The following is a 22,474-nucleotide window of genomic DNA, read 5'->3' as shown; positions in this document are numbered from 1 at the left end:
CATGTTTAAAGCTCCGTGAGTGCACCCACTCCGTGCTGTAGCCATACTTTCTATGGTTACAGCTCTGAAAACTAACCCACTCCGAGCAGTAGCCATACTTTCTATGGTTACTGCTCTGAAAATTAACCCAATCCGTGCTGTAGCTATACTTTTTATGCCTAGAGATCCGATAACGCGCCCAATCCGTGCTGTAGCCATAATTTTTATGCTTACGCGAGGGTCCCGGAGATTGGTTAGTTTGCTGGGAGTCTTACTTTTTATGTTACGCGAGGGTCCCGAAGGTTGGTTGGTTGCTTAGCCCTACCATGAACGCTTACTTCGACCGTTGGCGCGCTCCCCAACTTCCTTATAGCGCCCCTCCTCAAATTAAGGTAGCGCTAAATTTTATAAATTCTTAGCACACAAAAGAGAGCCGAAAATGGCCCTCTCCCCTTAGGCAATTTGCTGTTATATGCTATCTGGCGCGTTCCATCCAGATCCGTAGCCTCAACATAAATGTTTGAAATGTCACAACACAAGCTCCATCGGATCATTACAGAGCGTATAACCATTCCTTCCGTAGAAGTTCCTGCTCTCATCGCTTGGCCACACGATAATGAATTCGTACTTTTTTTCCGCCGCCCATTCCTGTAACTTCTGCAGGATCCGACTTCCAATTCCTTGCGACCGATATTCGGGATGTGTATATACATTCGTCATGAAAGCGAATGGATACGTGATGCGCCCGGGTCTTGGCACCTTATCAATCAATTGAATGTATACGTGCGAAACGAGACTCCCATCTACTTCAGCAACCCAAATATACCAACGATCCCCTTGGATCGCTGCCGTGAGGAATTCTCTGCATTCCTTAGAAAATAGTCGGTAATCGCCTTCTACTTCGGGCTGATGCTCCAAAGTGAAATCCCATCTCATCCGGATCAGGGCATCTACGTCCTCTTCCACTGCTAATCGTATATTCATGCTCCATCTCCTGGGTGTAGAGTTCGTAATAACTAACCGCGTTTATTTCGCTTTAACCTTTCCAAAAGGAGAACCAAGAACGTTTACACGTATTTTTCCTCCCGATATCCACCAACTCGCTAATCCCCTGTTTATCGAACTTATCCGTCAGCGCATCCGAGCCTTTATTCAATTTAAAGTTCATTTCCTCGCCGTAGAGAGGGATCAAACTGTAAAAGCGGACGCTATCCTCCTCGTTCATTCGCAAAGTATGGAATCCCGCTTCTACTCTAATCGGAGGAAGTAAAATGATTCCGTCCATTGCCGTATTGTCCGCGAGAGGTTCTGCCGGATCACCGTTCGGAATCGTATGCCCTTGTCCCAACCACGTATGGTGTTCATGCGGTAACCTTGCCAGCATTTTCAGCCAATAAACCGGCCAGTAGTTAGATTGATTCTTGAAAGCTTCATCCGATATCTGCCACTCCGGCGGCAAACACACCATTAACTCGGCAAAACGATAATCTTCCCTACCTTCCGGGGTATTCATCGGTAGATAGCTCATTCCCGTCGTAAATAAGACATGATAGGGATGACGAGCGGACGGCTTGATGTGATGAACATCGATATGTATGAAGTCGGACAGGACCTCGTGAAAAACAGAATCCACAGTACCGTAATACCGCTCCATATGCTCCTCGATTTTCTCGCTCCAGCCCTCTTCTCCGTATGTCGGCGGCCTCCAGCCCGTCTCTTTGTCCTTGTAGCGGTAGATGGGATCTCCTGATTTGGAATATTCATTGGTCATGTGGGCTTCCTCCTATGATTGCGTTGTATATCTGCATTTCGGGAAACTAGTACATCCGTAGAAAGGCCCTTTGGGACCTTTGCGAAGAACAAGAGTACTCCCGCAGCGTTTACAGAGTTTATTATTTGTCTCTATTAAATCATTCCCGCTTTGCGCCAAAGCTTCTACCGTAGCAGCAGTCTGTATCCGACTCAAATCTTGAGTTGTACCGGTAGTGGAAGAGAGTATCATTTCGATTAACGCTTCTCGGTTAATGAGCTTCACTTGATTCGATTTAGCCAATTGATAGGCAGCATCCGTGTAGTTGCTATTCGTTACGACCCAAGCTTCAGATGCGCCGTAATGCGCAATCGCAGCCTGCGCTTCTTGGACAGCCTTAATGCCCACATTGCTTGCATGTCTCTTGGCTTGCACGACTATCTTGATCCCGTTCTTCACCATAATCAGATCGGCGCCGAAATCTCCGATAGCCTGAGTGACTTCTACTTGATAGCCCTGAGCTTTGAATAGCTGTTGAAGATACCTCTCGAAAATAATTCCGTCCATTTTGTCGATTTCGGCAATACCCGATTGCTTCAATCTGTTTTCCCTTTTCTGATGTTGGATTAAATTGACCGCAATCAGCGTTCCTAGGGCACAGAGACCAACTATGACGGCTGCTGTAGCTGATTTGGAAATGTAATACGTAATTGAAAGTGATCCAATAAACACTAAACCAATTAAAGATTTATATGCCTCTTCCCGCTTCTTATCCGCGCTTTTCCTTGCCATTACATTTTCTCCTTTAATCTAGGTTGTGTGATCTTTGTAAATTCGACATCTCTAACGACAAAACCTTCCTTTTCTGGAATATGAAAAAAAGCTAAAAAGAACCACCCTAAATACGGATGGTTCTCTCAGACGAGATGATTATGATTGTTCACAGCGCCTTTTCCACTCATTCTTTGCCCACTTCCAGTACCTATCAACCTCTTTAACGGATTTGACTCTTTGCCTGTCCAACCAGAGAACTGGCCTTCCGCTAGAACTATCAACGGTTAGCATTGCAGCACTTGCTAGGTTTGAGAAAAGCTTAATGTCTAAGCCTTTGCCCCAGCTTCTCAGATTATTAACTTTATTAAATACGTGAGAATTAAAGTACGATATCGTATCGTCGTTCTCCGTAAAAGTAAAATTATCCCCGCATAGGTCACAGTTAATTTCTATTGCGTGTATGGTTTTGTCCAGGTCGCCGTAACAATGCCGAAATTCATACTTCTTAAGACAATTGGGACAACTCCATGTCTCACTGCATGCTATACGTGCCAATCCAATGAAATCCATAATCATTTCATTTTGGTCATCCGGTCTGTATTGGGTTAAGATTTTCACTTCTTGAATAAAGCACTGAAATATTTTCAGAAACTTCTCGCTGCCATAAGTATCTCTTAATATTCTCGACATGTCGCTAATGATCTCAGCTTCATTATTCTTTACATCCATATTAGATATATCTATCCCTCCAATACCCTAATGATATTGAAGTTACCCAATATTGGCCTGTCTAAACACTAGATGCGAGAGTGTTAATACTCGGTCAGCTAATTCAACTTTTTTCGCTCAACTGCACCACAAAAGGAACATCAGCCGGAGCCCACTCATACTCTCCAAGCTCTTCGCGATTCGTCCACCGATACTCGTCGTGGTCCACTAAGCGAATTTCACCATGCGAATATTTCGCGAGATAAGCAATCAGCTTGATGCGAACCGTCCCATAGTCATGCTCGTTATCGCCGAACCATGCATATGGCTCGATCTTGATTCCCATCTCTTCCCGTAGCTCCCGAATCAAGCATGCTTCCGGAGTTTCGTCCGTTTCAATCTTTCCACCGGGAAACTCCCACATCCCCGCTTGGGACTTGCCGTTTCTCCGTCTCGCGATCAGGATTTGCCCTTGCTCATTCTCTATAATAGCCGCAGCCACTTCGATCATCCGCTTCACATCGCCTTTCCTACACGATGACTTTATTCGCTGCCGGTACCATCGCCGGAGGCATATCGACTTTCAAGCGCCAGACGAAGCTCATTGGTTTTCACCAAAAAACATATGGAGTTTCCATCAATTATCAGTTTCAGTATGCAAAGTAATATGCTTTATCACAAACTCTATATATAAAATATTTTGTTTGGGTAAAAGTATTTTTTTACTATTGTCTCCCGTATCGCATAATAAAATTGAACCATCGATACTTGGCCTAACTATCGTTTTGTTGTCTAACTTAGATCCATTTGTTAAATGAATAGTTGCCGTAACTTTTGAATATCCAATTAATTTTCGAAATGCAAACAGTTGCTTATAAATTACCCTTACAAAGAAATATAGGATGAGATACAGCAAAATAAAAGTGAATGCTACCACTCCTGGTAATGAGAATAGCTCAAATAGTACGTCTGTTGTTGTCGCTGCTTCAATTTTATATTGCTGACCTAAAAAAAATAAAAATAAATTTAATAAGTACCCTACACAAAGGAAAGGAGCAAACAAATAGATATAAAATATTATTACAAACATTAGAAAAATAGTTATTGATGCTATCCTTCTTATATTTTTGAGCAATCGGATTTTGTTAAATATATAATTTCTAAATCTAATATTATTTCTTATCAGGATGAACGCTGGGAACAGTATCAGCAAAACGAAAACGCCTGCAACCACAAAGTAATTAGCATATACATAATTTGAAATATAAGGGAACTCATTTATACTTATGTGATCTTTCAATTTGAAGTTAATTAGATTTACAGACATTAATAAAAATAATAAAAGAGCCACAATCTCTAAGATTACCCTTCTGAATAATCTAATATTATTGTTTATTAGAGGTTTCTCCTCGACTGTCAAAGAAAACAAAGGAAATGAAGCTATAAATACTCCAAAAATAGAAATGATTAATGTTGCCCCAAGACCACTAAAAAAATTGTCTAAGGTAATCATAATAAAACACTTCCTCCAGCAGAAATTAAACGAATGTTATATTCTTTTAATCACGACTTCTTATTCCCGTAATCTCACTAGCCAGATCGACCTGGTTATGGTTCAGTTCAACATTAACAGGTCCAAGTCTTCGTTGTTCCCTCCAAGTTGCCAGATCCTCGTCGTTCTCCAACTTGAGCTCAGAAATTTCAAGTGCACGATCAAATATGTATTTAGAAGTGTACAGCAATGTATATATCCCCCGACCACCAGAAATGATTGGTTTAGAACGCCGTTGCCATTCACCTACAGTAAATTTCACATACAGATTTTCTTCTGTACCACGTCTGGCTGGCCGTTCAGTTATTTCTTTGCGACGAAGCACTTTCCAGTCAATAATTTTTCCGTACCAGTGGATACCCGTTTCACCAGTGGATTCAAATTTCTTTTTAGACTGATAAAGAGCTACATACTCAAGCTGCGTTAATAGCTTATGATCGGTAATATTCTCAAGCGGCACATGGTAGTAACCATTACTCAGTGCATCTCCTAATTGAGAAGCATCTCTTAATGAACCCACAAGTACATTCTTGCCTGCGAATTTATTCAGATAGTAATCCTTTGTTCCTCGTGGACGAGTAGATCTTTCATAAGCCTTCTCAGGACTATCCAATATGATTTCATCTAAAAAATCTTCCATAAGCTGCGTGGAATTAGGAAGGAACGGAAATGCCCCCACATTAATGAGCTCTATACTCTTATAAAACCTATGTTCCCTAAATTGATCTTCGTTGTGATAGGGAAATAATACGTAAGCACCAAACATGCTGCGTTCTAGTTCCCTTCCGTTTCCTTCCGAATACACAATTGCATCTCGGTAACGATGCATCGTATTAATATCCGATTCGACCGGGCCAGCGGTTTTGTAATCTCTTTGATATGGCGTACCCTCATAAGCAGGGTCAATACGATATTTCGCATCAAAAATATACTTATATTCTGATGACGAGTCGTTCTTTTTCAGTGTGAGCACATTGTCAGGTTTTTGTTTCAATGTCGGTGTTTTCTCACCTTTAGGAAGTGAGTTGTAATATAAAGTAAAGATCTCCCCATTCCCGGGATTCTTGTAAACCATCTTAGCTTTCTGCGTTTTATCCAGTGTTACGAAAATACCAGTGCGATTTACCTTTATGATATCTTGGTTGATCAGTTCGTATTTTCTACTTAGCAGATCATGAATCTTAAGGAAACACCAGTACTCATATAGCTGCGCAAGATCTTTCATGGACAATCGAAACAGGTCACTTTGTATTGAGAGGCCCTTTAATAGCATTAAGTAGGTTCGATAGACCTCTTGATACCCTGGCGCCATTTGAAGGACTAGTGAGACGGAAAGCTGCCTCATCTCCCCTACATCTAAGAAATCCAACTTCAACAATCTTAGCAATTGAGACTGCATATTGCTTATTTTTTTAAGTAAGATTGGATCCTTAAGTCGTTCTTTCATGTTCAATCGCACGCGCAATTCATTCAGTTTTTTAGAAATGCGAATAAGAACCCAGCGTATAAACCGGTTCTCGTTAGTATCATAGCTTAAATATCTTTTGGACTCTAATCCATGACTTGGATAATAATGCTTGCCTTCAATAGAAATAAAACCACTTTTATTGTCAGCTACCAGTAGGTTAGAGCGTTTGGATAGAAAAGAGATATTTTCTTTACCCGTTTTCTTCACTTTTGATGCTTCAACCATACGTCTTTGAATTTGAGGTCTAGTATGGGGAGAATGGTTGATTCGTTCAACAGCATGAATCAATTGCCGAAAAATATGCTGCAGGATTGTAAAGTACTCAGTTATACTTTGATTTCTCGTTTCTCGTAAACCTGTTAAATTATAGGTTTTACGCAAGAAGTCAAAGGACAAATTATAGATTTGCTGATTTACATCGTTTATGATCATTTGATAATCCGTTTTGTAATCCATTTTAGAAGGAAAGATTTCAAGCTGAACCCGCAGTATTGCCAGACCGTCTAATCGTAATTCAAACTCTGTAAGCCCAACTTCGTTCTGGAAGTTAAGGATCCCTGATAGTATCATATTACCCAGGGGTTTAACTGCCTGTCTCAGGAGTATATTTTCATGATAAAAAGAAATGGAGCATTCCTGCCTTTTCTCGATGACAATTTCATATTGTTGAGTCTCAAAAAATACTGGCCAACTTGGTTGTCCAATGCTCCAATCCTCAATCTGCTTAGACTCAGGGTTAAATGTTAGATTTCTATCCACACTAACCTTAGAAGAGAGAGGCACGACCTGGATCTTTGCTTGAATGAGTTGGTTGTCTTCCGATCTATGAAACTGCAATGATTCTACCGTTGTATGAAACGGTTTACCTTGGATGTATACATTAAATAAGTTTGTTTCCACTCGAAGAAGCTCGACATTTTGATTAAGAGAGCCAATAGGAGGTGAATCCATCTTCCTCTAACCTCCGTATCATGAAGGCTATTTTGCGAGCACTGTGCGGGTAAGTAGCCGACTCTCCAGTATCAATAGTTAGCCAATTTTTAATGAGCTCCGTTGCATCTTCCTCGTATTGATTGATAGTGATCACTCTTCCGAGAGCTTCTTGCATTAGCAGCAATAGAACACGCTTAACTGTAGTATTACTTCCTTGAACACGAGGGAGAATTTTTTGCAGTAGTTGAAGATCAAACGCTTCATTATCACTCATTAATTGAAATCTCTTGTTATAGATCATATAGAAACACACTGAATCTCTAATACGAAAGCCAACATGCGAGTGAATTTGCTCCAATATACCATTCACTTTTACAAGCTTCTTTGTTGCCGTTTCGACTAACTTTTTTTCGTCTTCATAAACATCAACAAGTTGCAGGTAGTCGCTTCTCAAAAACGAATTGGGTGCTGTTAAAGAAAGAACTTCTGTGATTGGATCTATACCTATAGGATATTGTTCAAGATCAATAAAATTAAATTCAATTGTATTCGCTCGGTCTAATACTTTCTTACTGAACGGATGCGTCGTTTCATCCATATTCACCGTGCCCAGTAAATAAACATTATCAGGAAGACTCAAGTTTCCGTAAACAGACTGATCATCGACTGAGAGTGAATTACTCTGAATTAGCGGGTGGGTCACAATTCGATCGTTCTTCCATTCTTGCGTCTCAATAACACTGAGAAGATCACTGAAGTAATGCTCCACCCTCGCCAAATTCATTTCATCTAGGCAAATGAAATACGGCTTATGTCGATTACTTTCTTTCGACGCTTCGACCAGCACTTCTGATAACCGCCCTGGACGGAATGCTCCCGTTAAGTCTTTATAGCCAAGAAGATCCGAGGGGTCACTCCAATCCGGACGGACGGGGATCAAACAAAACTGATTATTGTCTCTCGTTGCTCCCAATGCCTCGGCAAATAGTTTAACCAATTTTGTTTTTCCGGTCCCTGACACACCAGCAAGAATCACAAATGGTTTGGTTTTGAAAGATAAATACAGATTCTCAATTAAAGCATTAGGATAGTAGAAACCCTGACTCCGAATATAAGTTTTAATGGCTGTGATTCTCTCCGGTACCGATAACATATCCATAGGCTCTACCTCCTCTTGTGCTTGGAATCTATACTCATCATTCGTTTTTACGATATATAGTAATTCCTCAAGCCAATTGAGCATGAAGCGGGTTCTATTGTCTTGAGTTACGTTGCTCCACTCTTCTTCAATGCCCATACCGGAGATAAATACATCTTTAAATTGAATAAAGGTAAATGTGTCTAATTCCTGCGCCAAAGATATTGCTAAATTAATAACATTCACTAGGGTTGTGGCATTACTTTCTCGACTAGCTTCTAGGTGTTCCCTGAGAATTTGGCTTTGCTCCGTGCTTAACTTCCAAATGCTATCATTCATTTCTTGAAAATAGGTCGTACCTTGAGTAGTTAACAAATAATTGCCATTCTCGTGAATAAGTAGCCCCAACTCCTGCAGCGCTCTCCCTACATGTTGAATTCTTTCTTTGGCATGTTTGGCATCTTCACCAGATTTGAGAACAATGGATTGATTAGAGATTAATTCAGTTATGGGTATGGATGAGGATTGGTGACTTCCTAAGTAATTGATAATGCCTTGTCCGTAGTACAGATAGGCCATAGTATACTTAAATACAGGCAGCGTTGTTGGCCTTGTCACACCTGCCATATACTGTTTGTAATTTTCCATTACATTCTGTAAATCAGATAATAACTGATCCTCGTCTGGCAAGTTCTCACGATCATACTTTATATAGGCAACAGTTGAAACTTGGTAGTCTCGGCCAATTCCACTTGATGTCAGCTGTATATTAGAATCTTTTTGTAAGCCCTCTAAAGTTAACTGCTCCCTCATCGCTTCTACCTTTTGTTCCAAGTACCGGTAACCATCTCTTCTACCTTTTTCTCTTGTCGGTACGGTCACACCTTGATTCAAAGTCAAATAGACCGAACTCATATCCTCGGCGAATAAGTACACCACATATTCACCCTGCTGAGTCGTTTCCGTGTTTCTCTTATCCAAGATAGCTATCCAGGGAATAGTTGCCCAATTCCCTTGGCCTATCGAGCCTTGAATTTTGTAATTATGATCTATATAAAGGAAAGATCTTATATATTCAGGAATGGTCTGTCTAACCAATGTTCCGAGGGAATGGTTAGCGAATGTCTCTGTTTTTGCTTGCGAATAATGATTTAGTATCTGCGATAATGCATCTCGAAGAGGAGATCCTTGGGATGAATTTGAGGCTATGTGGGCGTTATAGTTATTCAACTCAGTTGTGGCGTAGCTTTCTAATTCGCTAAGTGTTTGAGTATTTAATGTATCCCAAATTTCAGGTTTAAAACTAATTGTCTCAGTTGAACTATTTAGGATAGAAGAAAGAGCATCAATAGGGGTTTTCAGTAATGCCTTTGTCTGAGCAGCCGTAAAATCATACCAACTTAAAGCTATTCCACTAGGAGGAGAATCCACATTCAGGCCATTAGCATGAGCATCTCTATAGTATGTTAAAAATCGCTCAGCAACCTTCTGTATAGATAATTGCTTACTGTGGTTTTCTTTAAACTCTTTAACTATCGAAAGAATTAACACCATTTTATATGACTTTTGTCTGATCCGAAATATCGAAGCCAGCTCTGATGGAAGTTCCATTTTTCCCTCTCCAAACTGTGTCTGTATTAGTCTCAGGCGAAGTAACTTAAGGTACAATTAGAATCTTGGCAAATTTATTTGGCTTTAGACTTACTACTGGGACGCCATTTTCCCCATGCTCGCAGCTTTTGCTCTATTATTCCTCCATGCCAATATTCAACTCGAAATTGTTCGGCCTCCTTCTTCGCCGGACCAGTCAAATCTGAAGTTGTAATTAGCAATGTTAGAATGCAATCATGGTTTCTCTTCGCCGCTACTAGCTCTCTTATAGTTTGAACTGGAATTAAATTGTGGTCAGCATAGCATTTAGCTTGAACAGCAGTTTTTTCTCCTCGTTTATCAATAATCACAAGGTCTACTCCACCGTCGTTTCCACCAATACCAACTTCATGTACTGTGTATCCCTGATCTCGAAAGTACAACGCCAACAATCTTTCGAACTCTACTCCATTTATATCACTGAATGAATTGGTTAATATGATGTCGTCTGTTCGGCATGATTTCGATGTTCGTCGATTTGCATTTACCGATGTATTTGAAGACTTCTTATTTGTGGAGGCATTCCTATTCTTGCGCCTTCTTTTCTTATTGGGTTTAAGAAGACCGGCTATAACTCCCATGAAAATGGGTATCAAAAGTAACCATATAAACTCTTTCATTACTACCTCCGACTATACTTTTCTTACTCACTATACTATCCCATTTGGGAACATTTGCCTATGAGTATGTGTCGTAAGATGTAGAATCCTGATGTGTATGTAATTATAGAGTAGGACGAGACGAGGGATTACTCCTCCTCGGACTCCCCGGTTTGCAGTTGTAAGATCCTTTCATCGTCGCTGAATTACCTATTCCACGAATGGATTACGCAAGGATTAACTAACGCGGAAATATCCCGTAAACTGAGTCTCACATTGAAAACATCCGCAACCATGTGTCCAACATTTTAAACAAGCTTCAAGTGGTCGACCGGACGCATGCCATTCTCATTGCAAGGGAGGCTGGAATGGGGAGAAAGCCGGGCATGCCTTTTTCATAAGCTCCTAATTCTATGTATTAACAATAGAGTCCGATAACCCCCTATGAATTTTACCAGCACCATATTTCCCCCTATTATCCCCCCCCTCACAACTCAATCCCCATAACCGCAGGAATGCCTTCCTCATAGTAATGCTTGACGGGCTTCATCTCCGTCACTAGATCGGCGATCGCGATGATCTCCGGTTGCGCGTTACGGCCGGTGAGGACGAGATGTAATCCTTGCGGGCGGTCTCGAATGACGTCCAGCACCCCATCCAATGGCAGAACATCATCAATCGGGAAAGTCTGGATCGCCAGCGCGTTATTGATCTCGTCCAGAATGATCAACTGATGTTTCCCTTCCATGATGCGCGCCTTGGCGTAAGTCCATGCCGCGCTTAATGCCTCGCGATGCTCCTCGGGCGTCTTCAGCCACGTGAACCCAATACCCATCTGATGAATCTCGATGCCCAGCTTATCGAAAATGATTTTCTCCCCATAAGTCCGTTGAGGGGATTTGATAAATTGGATGACCAGTACCTTCATCCCTCTGCCCGTGGCTCGAACCGCCAAACCGAGTGCTGCGGTCGTTTTCCCTTTGCCGTCTCCCGTGTAGACTAGCGTTAATCCTCGTTCCTTGCTCGGTTTACTCATCCTTCATCCCCGCCTTCTCTGAATTCACAAAACCCCATCCATCCATGATCCGATAGACTCGCTCCATATCCACATGCTGCCGGACATGGTCCGCCAGACGATCGAACGACTGCTCCCTAAGCCCGTTAAAGGATATCGCCTGCTCGGACAGAGGCACGCCCTTCCCGCACCGCACCTCATTCAACCAACGGTGGCGGAAATCATCATTGTGCAATATCCCATGAATATACGTTCCCCAGACCATACCCTCAGGCGTAATGGCTCCATCCCCGTGGTAGGACTCAGGCTCTTCGGGAAGACGGTCGAGACGAATGTGAAAAGGATGAGTAACCGGCTGCAGGAAGGTCGTGCTCCCCATATGAATCTCGTATCCTTCCACCGCCATGCCGTTATCCTTGAAGCCCGCTACCGCGCGACCGTTAATTCGCTCCGTTCTCTTGTCCTTCGTGAACACCGTCTCCATCGGAAAAATCCCCAGCCCCGCAAGCTCCGGCACGTTCGATTCGACGAGATCGGGATCAAGCAGCCTTCTCCCCATCATCTGATAACCGGCGCATATGCCGGTCACTCTCCCGCCGCTCTCGATATGGCCGTGCAGCTTCTGCGCCAAGCCGGATTCCCGCAGATAGAGCAGATCCTGCACCGTATTCTTGCTTCCAGGCAGTATAACGACATCGGGCTCGCCCCACTCTTGCACCGAACGAATAAAACGGACGCGAACGTCGGGCTCCTTCAATAGCGGATCGAAATCCGTAAAGTTAGAGAGATGAGGCAAGCGGATAACGACGATATCCAGCTGCGGATCAGGCGACGTCTCCCATCGGTTCACCTTTCCGTCGAGCGATGCCGAATCCTCGTCCTCTAGCGCTAGATCGCCGAGGAAAGGGATGACGCCGAGCACCGGCTTCCGAATCCGCTTCTCCAGCCAATCCAGGCCGGGCGTCAATAAAGAGACGTCTCCGCGGAATTTATTGATAATGATCCCTTGAACGCGATCCCGTTCCTCCGGCTCCAGAATTTCCATCGTCCCGACGATAGCCGCGAACACGCCGCCCCGATCGATATCGGCCACCAGAATGACCGGCGCATCCGCCCACCCGGCAAGACGCATGTTGACGATATCACGATCCTTCAGATTGACCTCCGCGGGACTGCCCGCTCCTTCGATGATCACGGCGTCGTACTTCTCCCTGAGCCTGAACAAGGCATCCTTCACGATCAACTCCGCCTGAGGAAGATACTGCTCGCGGTATTCTCTCGCTCCCAGATCTCCGATCGGCTTGCCGTGGACGACGACTTGAGCTTCCATGTCCCTCTTCGGCTTCAGCAGAATCGGGTTCATATCCGTCGTCGCCTCAATCCCGCAGGCATCCGCTTGCATTCCTTGAGCTCGCCCTATCTCCTTGCCATCGGGCGTAACATAGGAGTTCAGAGACATGTTCTGCGATTTGAAAGGGGCGACCCGCCTTCCGTCCTGCTTCAAGATGCGGCATAGCGCCGCCGTAAGCAGGCTCTTGCCCACGTCGGAAGCCGTTCCCTGGATCATAAGAGTAACCGCCGGCGATGAAGTTGGGGATGGAGATGTGGAATTGGATAGGGTTTTCTCCGTTGAATCCATCATGATAGACACTCCTTCAGCGCCTTCAACAAGCGCTCATTGTCCTGCCGAAGACGAATGGCGAGGCGGAAATAAGAGGGATCCAGCCCTTCGAACAGCGAAGCATCCCGAATCATGATGCCTCGTTCGGCCATCGCCTGCTGAAGTCGCCGTACGTTCCAATCTCTAAGCTCTTCGGGCAAGGCGACCAACAGAAAATTCACGTCGCTCGGAAACACGGTAAGTCCAATCTTGCCAAGCTCGCTGACTAACCACGAACGCTCCTCCGTCAGCCATGCTCTTGTCCGGTCGGCATATGCATGCTCGTCCAAGACGGCTTCCCCTATCAGCTGAGCCAGGAAATTCACGCTCCATTGCGTCTGTACTTCCTGTAATCGGCGAATCAGATCGGGATGCGCGACCATGAAGCCAAGCCGAATGCCCGGGATGGCATAGAATTTGGTCATCGAACGGATCACTTGGATGTGCATTGATTCGGATGCCCGGCGAATATAGGAAAACTCGCTCTCGTCCGGAAGGAAATCCATGAACGCTTCGTCCAGAATCATTCGCGTTCCAGACTCTCGCAGCTCATCCAACACGGGAATTGGAATCAATCGCCCCGTGGGGTTATTCGGATGACCGAGAAACACCGTCCCTCCATGACCGACGAGATCCTTCACGTCCGTAAGCTCGAATCGTTGATCCCGTGATAAGAAAACGGAACGTACCCGCCGCCCGGCTTTATGCGCGGCTTCTTCATATTCCGAGAAGGAAGGCCGCGCCAGAACGGTTTCTTCCGGCTGCAGCACTCGGACCGCGAGATCGATGAGTTCCGCGGCCCCGTTACCCACGAGAATACTCTCCGCCGGAATCCGGTAAGCTTCGGATAGCTTGCTTCGCAATCGCCGAACCGCGGGGTCCGGATACCTCGCGATATCGCGCCAATGCTCCTTGACGAGGTGCCCCACCACATCCGGCGGTCCCCATGGATTCATGTTCGAGCTATAATCGAGCCACTCTTCCACGGGCCGGCCGTATGCTTCCGTAGCCGTCCACAAATCTCCGCCATGTCCATACCGCTCGAGTCTCATCCTTTTCTCCCCCTATCCCATGTTGTACATATAACAAATAAGCGCCAGCAATAAGCCCAGTTCGATGCATTCGTTCAGCGCGCCGTACACATCTCCGGTAAGTCCGCCTAACTTCCGCGAGATAGCCGTAGCCATCGCAAATCCGATCCCGTAGGAAACGACCACGTAAGAGAGGATTACCCACCCTTTTTCCGCCCAGGACCAATCCCCAATGAACAATAGAAGGACAGCCGTTAGGAGAAAAGCGCCCGCTCCGGAGATCACGGCATGTTTCTTGCTAGTAGAGCGGTACAGAGAACCCAAGCCCTGCTCCTTCCTGGCGTAAGGCCAGCCGGCGATCGCTGCGACCATGAAGTTCCGGCTCCACGCCGGGATCAGCATGAGAAGCATCAACCCTTCCTCTCGCCCATCCTCAAGCAGGGAAATGATCAGCGCCACCTTAAGCCCGATATAGAAAACGCACACGATAACGCCCATCGCTCCGACCCGGCTATCCTTCATAATCTCCAGCATTCGTTCCCTGGAACGGTGGCTGAGCAACCCGTCCGCCGTATCCATTAATCCGTCCATATGCAGCCCTCCGGATAGCAGAGTCCACAAGGCAACAAGCAAGATCGCGCAGACGGAAGCAGGAAGAACCGGATCCAGCAGGAATCCGGCGACGGCAACCATTAAACCGATCAACGCTCCCACATAGGGGTAGAAAATAACGCTCCTGCGAAAATGAACCTCCGAATAATCGATGGTAACGGGCAACGGAATCCGGGTGAGAAACTGTACGGCGGCAGCGAACGCCTGAAGCCAGCCTATACTAGCCATCCACAAGCTACGCATAACAATCCCCCCATCACGAGATAACTTACTCCGTATAACAACCGTATCGTATGGATAATATCTTCCTTCTCGATCGTTCGCGTAGCCCATCCGAGTCTTGCTCTTTCGCTAATGACGCCGCCATACCGGTTCAAGCCCCCAAGCTGAATGCCGAGACTTCCCGCTACGGCCGCTTCCGGAATGCCGCTATTGGGGCTTGGATGCAAATGCGCAAAAGCGACCACGGCCCTCCAGGCTTGAACGGCGGAAGCCGGGCGGTAGAACGCGGAGACGATCATGAGCATGAGCCCCGTGAGCCTTGCCGGGATCCAGTTCAAGACGTCGTCCAAGCGAGCGGACGCCCATCCGAAATGAAGGTATTTGGTATTCCGATATCCCACCATCGAATCCAACGTATTGACGGATCGGTATAGCATAGCCAGCGGGGCTGCGCCTATCAAGGCAAAGAACAAGGGCGCGATCACCGCATCCACCGTATTCTCCGCAACGGTTTCCACCGTCGCCCTCGACAGCTCCGCTTCCTCTAATCCGTCCGTATCGCGACCAACGATATATCCCGTGTATTTACGGGCTTTCGTCAGCTCGCCTCGGCTCAACCGATCGTATACGAGCATTGCAGCATCCTTAAGACCTTTGATCGCGATCGTCGTGGAGATCAACCACATATGGACGGCGTAACCGAGCCACGGATGTATCCACGATGCGACTGACGTCAGAATCCAGACCAGCGCCAGGCTGGATAAGGTGACGATGAGCATCAACAGAATGCCATTGCTCCGCTTAGTCCGGTGAGGCAGCAATCGCCGCTCCCAATAACCGATCCACCGGCCGATGAAGATCACCGGATGCGGCAGCCATTTGGGATCGCCGATCCACCAATCCAGCAGGATTGCGCCGGCTAATAGCAATAACACTTCTGGTAAAGAGTAGAAAATCACGCTATTCACCCATTTCCATCGTCCAGCTTGAACTCCCTGCTCTTTAACTCGATCGGAATGCCCGCCGTCACCAAGAATACCTGCCGGCTGATCCGCGCGATTCGCTGGTTCATTACTCCCGCCAGATCCCTGAACTGTCGACCCAGCTTATACTCGGGAACGATTCCGTCGCCGACCTCGTTCGTAACGAGCAGGGTCGTCCCCGATCGCTCGGATAGCGTCTGGATTAGCTCGTCTACCTTCAGCAATACATGGCTCTCCGGATCTTCTTCCTTCTCGTAAAATAGCAGCCAATTCGATAACCACAAGGTTAAGCAATCTACGAGGATGATCGGATGTTTGGACGCCTTGATCGCATCGCTGAGTCGATAGGGCTCCTCAACCGTCTCCCATTCGAAGTCGGAACGCTCTCTTCGCTCCAGATGCCTTCGCACCCGGGTCCGCATTTCTTCTTCATAAACTTGGGCGGTAGCAATGTACATGCCTCCCGTCCCCAAACGAGACGCATATTGCTCCGCGAAGGTGCTCTTCCCGCTCCTTGCTCCCCCCGTGACTAGCGCGACTAGCGGATTCGGCTCCTTATTCACGGGAAACCCCCGCGCTTTCGAAGGTAGCCATCTCCCTCATGATCAGAACGGCGGCGTCGACCAGGTTGAAGCACAATGCCGCGCCGGTCCCTTCGCCCAGCCGCATCTTCAGATCCATCATCGGCTCTAAGCCAAGCTGCTCCAGGACGAGACGATGCCCTCTTTCCTGCGAGACGTGGGACGGAATCATATATTCCAGCGATCTCGGAGCTAGACGAGCCGCCGTAAGCGCTGCGATAGATGCGATGAATCCATCGACCACGACCGGACAACCGCATGCGGCTGCGCCTAGTATAACGCCGACAAGTCCGGCAATCTCTAAGCCGCCGAGCTTGCTTAGCACGCCCAGCGGATCGCCGGCATCGGGAGCGTTAACGGCGATCGCCCGTTCGATCGCGTCCCGCTTGCGTTTCATCGCGGTATCGTCGATTCCGGTTCCGCGACCGACCGCCTGCTCCGCATCGATGCCCGCGAGAACGGCAAGCATCGCCGCGCTTGGCGTCGTGTTCCCGATTCCCATCTCGCCGGTCGCGAATAGCCGATATCCCTTCTCGGCCAGCTCCTCGACGAGCTCGATTCCGTGACCGATCGCTGCAATCGCTTCATCGCGGTTCATCGCCTCTCCGACGGCGATATTCCCCGTCCCTCGCCTAACCTTGCGCGTATATAACGACTCGTGCTGCAGATCCGCTTTTACGCCCATATCTACGCAGATGACATCGGCGCCTGCTTGACGAGCCAGCACGTTGATCGCCGCACCGCCATGGAGGAAATTCATCACCATCTGCGAAGTCACTTCCGAAGGATACGCGCTGACTCCTTCTTCGCATACTCCATGATCGGCCGCCATGACTACGATCGCTTTTTTCAACGTATCCAGAGGTAGAGTTCCCGTTATGCCAGCCAGTTGTATGGCCAGCTCCTCCAATCTGCCCAAGCTCCCCGGCGGTTTGGTTAAGGTGTCTAAGTATCGCGAAGCTTCTTCCCTTGCCGACTCGTTAGGCAATGGAATCCGTGTAATAGTCTGATCTACCTTATTCAACGAATGACCCTCCTTGTTGAAGCATGATTTGCGGCAAAAGGTGGACGGGATGCTCGACGATAATCGGCTTGGTGCCATATACACGTTGGATGAGCTCGCTCTGCATAATGTCCTTGGGAGCCCCGACGCGGATACCGTTGCCGTCTTGCATCAGCACCATTCGGTTACAGTAAAGCGAAGCCAGGTTGAGGTCATGAAGCACGGCGATGACCGTCAATTTCTCTTCCTTCTGCCAAGCTTTGATAATATCCATCATCTGTATCTGATAACCGATGTCCAGATAAGTCGTCGGTTCGTCCAATAGCAACCATCGCGGCTGCTGGGCCATTACCTTGCCGAGAGCAACCCGTTGTCTCTCTCCGCCGCTCAATTCCTGCAAGGATCGATCCCTCAAGCGATTGAGATCGAGCTTATGGAGAATCGAGTCCACGAGCTGTCCCTGATTCCCCTTCTCTTCTCCCATCCAGTTCTGATAGGGATATCTCCCCATCTCCACGACCTCTTGCACGGTGAAGTTTACGACGGGAAGCGCCTCCTGTTGCAGGACGGCCATGGATCGGGACAGCTGCTTGCGAGAATAGTTCTCCACTGGAGTTCCGTTCAGCAGGAGTTGACCCGAGTCGGCCTTTTCCACGCCGGATATCAGCTTAAGTAACGTCGATTTCCCGCTGCCGTTAGGACCTAATACGCCGAAAAAGTCGCCATCGTCGACAGAGAACCCGATACGATCCAGCACTTTGGTTTCTTGATAGGACTTGCAGAGATCATGGACTACCAGCATCTCTCTACGCCCCCTTCATCCTCTTGTTTTGTCTCAGCAGAAAAGCAAAGAAAGGCGCCCCGAGGAAAGCCGTGACGACGCCAAGCGGAATTTCCGTCGGGCTAAGCAGCATGCGGGCAAGCGTATCCGCCCACAACAGATAGATCCCGCCGAATATCGCCGTGATCGGAAGCAATATCCGATAGTCCGGCCCAACCATTAAGCGGACGAGATGGGGAATGACAAGTCCGACGAACCCGATCGTTCCGGCTACGGACACGGCTGCGGCCGTCATTAACGTCGAGACGATCAAGACGATCAGTCGCGTTCTTGCCACGTGGACGCCCAGATGCTCGGCTTGCCGCTCGCCAAGAGCCAGGATATTCAACGTGCGACCATAAGATAAGAGCACCGCGAGACCGACTACCAGATAAGGGATCAGCATGAGGGTAAAGGGCCAGCCGCGAATGGACAGGCTTCCCATCAGCCAGAAGACGATTTCATTCACGACCTGATCGGACAGGGATACCATGAAGGAGACCATCGATCCCAGGAAGGCTTGCACGACAACTCCGGACAGGATCAAGGTTTCCAATTGGAACTTGCCGTGAATTCTGGCTAACCGAAGCACGACGAGCAAGCTGATGATACCCGTTGCGAAAGCGACGATAGGGATCGTCCACATGCCGAGTAGGAACGTCTGAAATCCGAATAAAATAATGAAGGCGGCCCCCACCGCGGATCCGGAAGCTACGCCTAACGTGTAGGGATCGGCGAGCGGATTACGAAGCACGCCTTGAAAGCCCGCTCCCGCAAGGGACAGACATGCGCCTATTAGAATCGCTAAGAGAATGCGCGGCAATCGGACCTTTAATATGATCTGCTCGGAAGAAACGGGCCAATCCGCATGGACCCAATCCCCGACGATCGGAAGCCGGTGCCATAAGATTCCCCACGCTTCGGTCAGAGGCAGGCGCGCGGCGCCCATGGATAAGCTTAAGACAATGGAAAGAAGGAGGAGCGACAAGCCTGCTCCTCCCCAGATGAAGATTTTTCTGCTCACTCTTTAACCAATCCCGGGTATATCCCGTTAGAGATCTGGATCAGCGCTTCCGTAATTCTTGGTCCCGGCCGGGATAGGATATCGCCGTCCAGCCCTACCAGGTTCTTGTCCGCGATCGCTTTGATTTTGTCCCAACCGCTGCGTCCTTGAATAAGATCTTCCAGCTTCTTGCCGCTCTCGTCGGTGATATTCAAGGTATAGAAGATAACGTCCGGATTATCCTTAATGATCTTCTCTTCGTTGATGGCGTTCCATCCCTCTACATCGGAAGCAATGTTAATGCCCCCGGCGATGGAGATCAATTCGTCCATGAACTCGCCTCTGCCTACCGTCCAGCCCGGAGAGAACTCGATGTAAACCTTCTTCTTGTCTTCGGTCTTGATCGTGGCGGCAGCCTCCGTCACCTTGCGAATGTCTTCTCTCATCTTCGCTACGAGCGCTTCCGCCTCAGCTTGCTTGTCATTGATTTGTCCGAATAGCAGGATGTTGCTCAGAACGTCTTCCACTTTCTTAGGTTCAGTTCTGAATACGTTCAGACCCAGGGAACGCAATTTCTCGAGCGCCGTATCCTTGATCGATATGCCCGAGACGACGAAGTCGGCATTGGCTCCGATAATCGCTTCGATGTTCGGCTCCGAGACGCCGCCTACCTTCTGCTTGCTTGCCGCTTCCGCCGGATAATTATCGAAGTCCGAGACGCCCACGATCCGGTCTCCAAGACCGAGCGCGAATAAGATCTCCGTCTCCGAAGGGGAAGTCGATACGATTTGCGCCGGCGCTTTCTCGAAGGTGATTTCCTCTCCGCTCGCATCCTTGACCGTAAGCGGATAGGTCGTTTGCTTCGTCTCGATGCTTGCCGATGCTTCCTCGCTCTGCTGCGATTCGGCTGGCTGGGAGGCGGAAGCGCTCGCCGACGCGGTTCCCGAATTCGTCGAATTCGCCGCATTCGTACCGTTATTCGATCCGCACCCCGCTAATACGATAACGATAGCAAGTATTAATCCCATTAATCCTAAACGTTGTTTCATTTTCATTCTTCCCTTCAGAATAAGTGATGGAGTAGGGCTTGAACGATTAAATCTTTTACCGGCAGAGCCATTCAACGAGAAAACCCCCTGTCTCCATATGGAAACAAGGGGTTTAGCTGATTCAGGGAAAATCCATGCTATATCTAGCAGATTGTAATAGTTATCCCGATTCGGCCAGTCCTTTTCCGCGAAGGATGTTCGTTGGCGAAGCCGAGTAGGCAGGTTTCCTGGCTTACGGGTTAGACGACTTCCTCTCCTTCCCATTCCTTGCGGAACAGTGGACTTGCGAGGTTGTCCCCGATATACAGTGGCGGGACCGCGTCGGATTTGCACCGACTTCCCTTTTAACCTTAATCGCTTGACGCGTCTAAGGCACCTACAGGCTGTAAAATATTCAATTGATCAAGCGAGTATCTCACTTGTGCATTATAGCTTAATCGATAGGAAAAGAGAAGAACGACCTGGGCGTAAATCCATGCCCAAATAGTCAATAGTCCAGCCCTCCATTGGTTGTTTGTCATAACATAGTGCAAACATCATCATGATTAGGAGGTGCCTGACAGTGGGCTGTTCCGGAAATTCCAAGCGTAAACCCTTGCAAATTCGACGAGTCGTTAAAATATTACGTAGAAAAGTACGGAAGCTTGAACATGAAGTGGATGAGCTGGAGGAGTCCCCGAGGTATAGAGGACGGCGAGGTCCGGCTGGATTAAGAGGGCCTGTTGGATTACGGGGTCTCCGCGGGTTTAGAGGATTACGGGGTACCGCAGGTGCGGAAGGAAATTCGGGACCGCCGGGAGTTGTCGGTCCGCAAGGTCCGATGGGACCGCCAGGTATTCCGGGAATTCAAGGAGTTGCCGGAATTCAAGGCCCCGCCGGATTACCGGGAGCTCCCGGCCTTCAAGGCCCTAGCGGCCCCCAAGGAATCGCCGGACCGCCTGGACTTGCCGGCGCTCAAGGCCCTGCCGGTGCCGCTGGCCCCGCCGGACCCCAAGGAGCCACTGGCCCCGAAGGTCCTGCCGGTCCTGCGATTCCGACTTCGGTGAATCGAATCTATGCGTTGAATTTCAACGATGATTCGGTCTCCGTCATTGACGGAAATATTCTTAGCGTCATAGCTACTGTTCCCGTAGGCTCAGGACCGGGTGGCATCGGAGTGAATCCGGCGACGAATCGGATATACGTATCCAATAGTGGCGTAGACACGGTCACGGTGATCGATGGAGCTACGAATACCGTCATTACCGACGTTCAAGTCACCACTGGTCCGACAGGAATCGGAGTGAATCCGAATACGAATCAGATTTTCGTCGCAAGTACGGGTGATAACGTTGTCTCGGTTATCGATGGAGCGACCAATACCGTAATCACCACGATTCTAGTGAGTGGCAGCCCGGTCGCTATCGGAGTGAACCCGATCACGAATCGAATATACGTAGCCAACCAAGCAAGCGCCAGTGTTACCGTCATCAGCGGACTGACGCATACCATCATAGACAACGTCCAGGTTGGCTTCGTCCCCGTTGGGGTGGCGGCCGATCTCTCATCGAACCTGATCTATGCGGCGAATCTCGGCGACGGCACCGTCACGCCCGTTAGCGGGCTCGCCAATACTCCCCTTACTCCTATTCAAGTAGGAAACATACCCGTCGGCATCGGAGTAAACTCCATTACTCGCCGAGTATACGTGCCCAATGGCACGGACAATTCGCTCTCGATCATCGATGCGATCAGCAATACCGTCTTGGATACCATACTTGTAGGGAATTCGCCACAGGCCGTAGCGGTAAATCCCTTAACGAACGGCGTCTATGTGGCCAATTCAACGGACGGTACGGTTTCCGTCGTCGACGGGAATACCAATACTGTCATCCTAGCCATAGCAGTAGGAAGCGGACCGAATAGCGTCGCGGTTATTCCTTAGCGCACATTCGCAATAGTCGC

At 47.9% G+C, this 22,474-nt stretch carries 20 protein-coding genes and 1 riboswitch; of the genes, 1 reads left to right on the top strand and 19 read right to left on the bottom strand.

Features of this window, described 5'->3' with window-relative positions; genetic code table 11:
- Positions 1–507: 507 nt before the first annotated feature.
- The 19 genes from DFP95_RS15235 to DFP95_RS15145 all read right to left on the bottom strand — a co-directional run bounded on the left by DFP95_RS15235 (position 508) and on the right by DFP95_RS15145 (position 20,530).
- On the bottom strand, positions 508–963 hold the full coding sequence (locus DFP95_RS15235) for a GNAT family N-acetyltransferase (RefSeq protein WP_115993506.1): 456 nt from the start codon (positions 961–963) through the stop codon (positions 508–510).
- Between the two features lie 52 nt (positions 964–1,015).
- Entirely contained in the window at positions 1,016–1,750 is a 735-nt protein-coding gene (locus tag DFP95_RS15230; protein ID WP_115993505.1) for a suppressor of fused domain protein, read from the bottom strand.
- Positions 1,751–1,762: 12 nt separating this feature from the next.
- Positions 1,763–2,521 carry a restriction endonuclease gene (locus DFP95_RS15225; protein ID WP_115993504.1) on the bottom strand — a complete coding sequence of 253 codons (759 nt, stop codon included), beginning with the start codon at positions 2,519–2,521 and terminating at the stop codon, positions 1,763–1,765.
- 138 nt (positions 2,522–2,659) lie between these two features.
- Entirely contained in the window at positions 2,660–3,232 is a 573-nt protein-coding gene (locus tag DFP95_RS15220; protein ID WP_115993503.1) for a hypothetical protein, read from the bottom strand.
- Between the two features lie 103 nt (positions 3,233–3,335).
- Positions 3,336–3,722 carry an 8-oxo-dGTP diphosphatase MutT gene (gene mutT / locus DFP95_RS15215; RefSeq protein ID WP_115993502.1) on the bottom strand — a complete coding sequence of 129 codons (387 nt, stop codon included), beginning with the start codon at positions 3,720–3,722 and terminating at the stop codon, positions 3,336–3,338.
- A 126-nt stretch (positions 3,723–3,848) separates the two neighbouring features.
- Positions 3,849–4,724 (bottom strand): hypothetical protein, encoded by an 876-nt coding sequence (locus DFP95_RS15210; RefSeq protein ID WP_115993501.1) that lies wholly within the window; start codon positions 4,722–4,724, stop codon positions 3,849–3,851.
- A 46-nt stretch (positions 4,725–4,770) separates the two neighbouring features.
- The gene (locus DFP95_RS15205; RefSeq protein ID WP_115993500.1) at positions 4,771–7,182 is read right to left on the bottom strand and encodes a DUF2357 domain-containing protein; all 2,412 of its coding nucleotides are present in this window, start codon (positions 7,180–7,182) and stop codon (positions 4,771–4,773) included.
- Positions 7,154–9,913: an MrcB family domain-containing protein gene (locus tag DFP95_RS15200; RefSeq protein WP_115993499.1), complete on the bottom strand. Its 2,760-nt coding sequence runs from the start codon at positions 9,911–9,913 to the stop codon at positions 7,154–7,156. The genes DFP95_RS15205 and DFP95_RS15200 overlap by 29 nt, the downstream gene beginning before the upstream one ends.
- Before the next feature lie 74 nt (positions 9,914–9,987).
- A complete protein-coding gene (locus tag DFP95_RS15195; RefSeq protein ID WP_115993498.1) occupies positions 9,988–10,572 on the bottom strand; it encodes a restriction endonuclease in 585 nt (194 codons plus the stop codon).
- A 466-nt stretch (positions 10,573–11,038) separates the two neighbouring features.
- A complete protein-coding gene (gene cobO / locus DFP95_RS15190; RefSeq protein ID WP_115993497.1) occupies positions 11,039–11,587 on the bottom strand; it encodes a cob(I)yrinic acid a,c-diamide adenosyltransferase in 549 nt (182 codons plus the stop codon).
- A complete protein-coding gene (locus tag DFP95_RS15185; RefSeq protein WP_115993630.1) occupies positions 11,580–13,205 on the bottom strand; it encodes a cobyric acid synthase in 1,626 nt (541 codons plus the stop codon). Before DFP95_RS15185 ends, cobO begins: the two co-directional genes overlap by 8 nt.
- Positions 13,205–14,278: a threonine-phosphate decarboxylase CobD gene (cobD, locus tag DFP95_RS15180; protein ID WP_115993496.1), complete on the bottom strand. Its 1,074-nt coding sequence runs from the start codon at positions 14,276–14,278 to the stop codon at positions 13,205–13,207. Before cobD ends, DFP95_RS15185 begins: the two co-directional genes overlap by 1 nt.
- A 12-nt stretch (positions 14,279–14,290) precedes the next feature.
- Entirely contained in the window at positions 14,291–15,112 is an 822-nt protein-coding gene (gene cobS, locus DFP95_RS15175; protein ID WP_115993495.1) for an adenosylcobinamide-GDP ribazoletransferase, read from the bottom strand.
- Positions 15,085–16,050: an adenosylcobinamide-phosphate synthase CbiB gene (gene cbiB / locus DFP95_RS15170; RefSeq protein ID WP_115993629.1), complete on the bottom strand. Its 966-nt coding sequence runs from the start codon at positions 16,048–16,050 to the stop codon at positions 15,085–15,087. Before cbiB ends, cobS begins: the two co-directional genes overlap by 28 nt.
- Positions 16,051–16,055: 5 nt before the next feature.
- Positions 16,056–16,637 carry a bifunctional adenosylcobinamide kinase/adenosylcobinamide-phosphate guanylyltransferase gene (cobU, locus tag DFP95_RS15165; RefSeq protein ID WP_115993494.1) on the bottom strand — a complete coding sequence of 194 codons (582 nt, stop codon included), beginning with the start codon at positions 16,635–16,637 and terminating at the stop codon, positions 16,056–16,058.
- Positions 16,630–17,679, bottom strand: coding sequence for a nicotinate-nucleotide--dimethylbenzimidazole phosphoribosyltransferase (gene cobT / locus DFP95_RS15160; protein ID WP_245987683.1), 1,050 nt, complete (start codon positions 17,677–17,679; stop codon positions 16,630–16,632). Before cobT ends, cobU begins: the two co-directional genes overlap by 8 nt.
- Entirely contained in the window at positions 17,672–18,460 is a 789-nt protein-coding gene (locus DFP95_RS15155) for an ABC transporter ATP-binding protein (protein WP_115993492.1), read from the bottom strand. Before DFP95_RS15155 ends, cobT begins: the two co-directional genes overlap by 8 nt.
- Before the next feature lie 4 nt (positions 18,461–18,464).
- The gene (locus DFP95_RS15150) at positions 18,465–19,502 is read right to left on the bottom strand and encodes a FecCD family ABC transporter permease (protein ID WP_115993491.1); all 1,038 of its coding nucleotides are present in this window, start codon (positions 19,500–19,502) and stop codon (positions 18,465–18,467) included.
- Positions 19,499–20,530: an ABC transporter substrate-binding protein gene (locus DFP95_RS15145; protein ID WP_181907444.1), complete on the bottom strand. Its 1,032-nt coding sequence runs from the start codon at positions 20,528–20,530 to the stop codon at positions 19,499–19,501. Before DFP95_RS15145 ends, DFP95_RS15150 begins: the two co-directional genes overlap by 4 nt.
- 200 nt (positions 20,531–20,730) lie before the next feature.
- A riboswitch (cobalamin riboswitch) is annotated at positions 20,731–20,925 on the bottom strand.
- Positions 20,926–21,092: 167 nt separating this feature from the next.
- On the opposite strand from DFP95_RS15145, the gene DFP95_RS15140 reads away from it, so the two are divergent.
- Entirely contained in the window at positions 21,093–22,454 is a 1,362-nt protein-coding gene (locus DFP95_RS15140; RefSeq protein ID WP_115993489.1) for a YVTN family beta-propeller repeat-containing protein, read from the top strand.
- The last annotated feature ends 20 nt before the right edge of the window (positions 22,455–22,474 follow it).

The organism is Cohnella lupini (assembly GCF_003386205.1).
Lineage (GTDB): Bacteria > Bacillota > Bacilli > Paenibacillales > Paenibacillaceae > Cohnella > Cohnella lupini.
This window is presented reverse-complemented; position numbering and strand designations above follow the sequence as displayed.

Bases quoted from the DNA above. Each gene is read 5' to 3' on its own strand.
- DFP95_RS15235 (WP_115993506.1), bottom strand. From the start codon at position 963: ATGAATATACGATTAGCAGTGGAAGAGGACGTAGATGCCCTGATCCGG.
- DFP95_RS15230 (WP_115993505.1), bottom strand. From the start codon at position 1,750: ATGACCAATGAATATTCCAAATCAGGAGATCCCATCTACCGCTACAAG.
- DFP95_RS15225 (WP_115993504.1), bottom strand. From the start codon at position 2,521: ATGGCAAGGAAAAGCGCGGATAAGAAGCGGGAAGAGGCATATAAATCT.
- DFP95_RS15220 (WP_115993503.1), bottom strand. From the start codon at position 3,232: ATGGATGTAAAGAATAATGAAGCTGAGATCATTAGCGACATGTCGAGA.
- mutT (WP_115993502.1), bottom strand. From the start codon at position 3,722: ATGATCGAAGTGGCTGCGGCTATTATAGAGAATGAGCAAGGGCAAATC.
- DFP95_RS15210 (WP_115993501.1), bottom strand. From the start codon at position 4,724: ATGATTACCTTAGACAATTTTTTTAGTGGTCTTGGGGCAACATTAATC.
- DFP95_RS15205 (WP_115993500.1), bottom strand. From the start codon at position 7,182: ATGGATTCACCTCCTATTGGCTCTCTTAATCAAAATGTCGAGCTTCTT.
- DFP95_RS15200 (WP_115993499.1), bottom strand. From the start codon at position 9,913: ATGGAACTTCCATCAGAGCTGGCTTCGATATTTCGGATCAGACAAAAG.
- DFP95_RS15195 (WP_115993498.1), bottom strand. From the start codon at position 10,572: ATGAAAGAGTTTATATGGTTACTTTTGATACCCATTTTCATGGGAGTT.
- cobO (WP_115993497.1), bottom strand. From the start codon at position 11,587: ATGAGTAAACCGAGCAAGGAACGAGGATTAACGCTAGTCTACACGGGA.
- DFP95_RS15185 (WP_115993630.1), bottom strand. From the start codon at position 13,205: ATGGATTCAACGGAGAAAACCCTATCCAATTCCACATCTCCATCCCCA.
- cobD (WP_115993496.1), bottom strand. From the start codon at position 14,278: ATGAGACTCGAGCGGTATGGACATGGCGGAGATTTGTGGACGGCTACG.
- cobS (WP_115993495.1), bottom strand. From the start codon at position 15,112: ATGCGTAGCTTGTGGATGGCTAGTATAGGCTGGCTTCAGGCGTTCGCT.
- DFP95_RS15155 (WP_115993492.1), bottom strand. From the start codon at position 18,460: ATGCTGGTAGTCCATGATCTCTGCAAGTCCTATCAAGAAACCAAAGTG.
- DFP95_RS15145 (WP_181907444.1), bottom strand. From the start codon at position 20,530: ATGAAACAACGTTTAGGATTAATGGGATTAATACTTGCTATCGTTATC.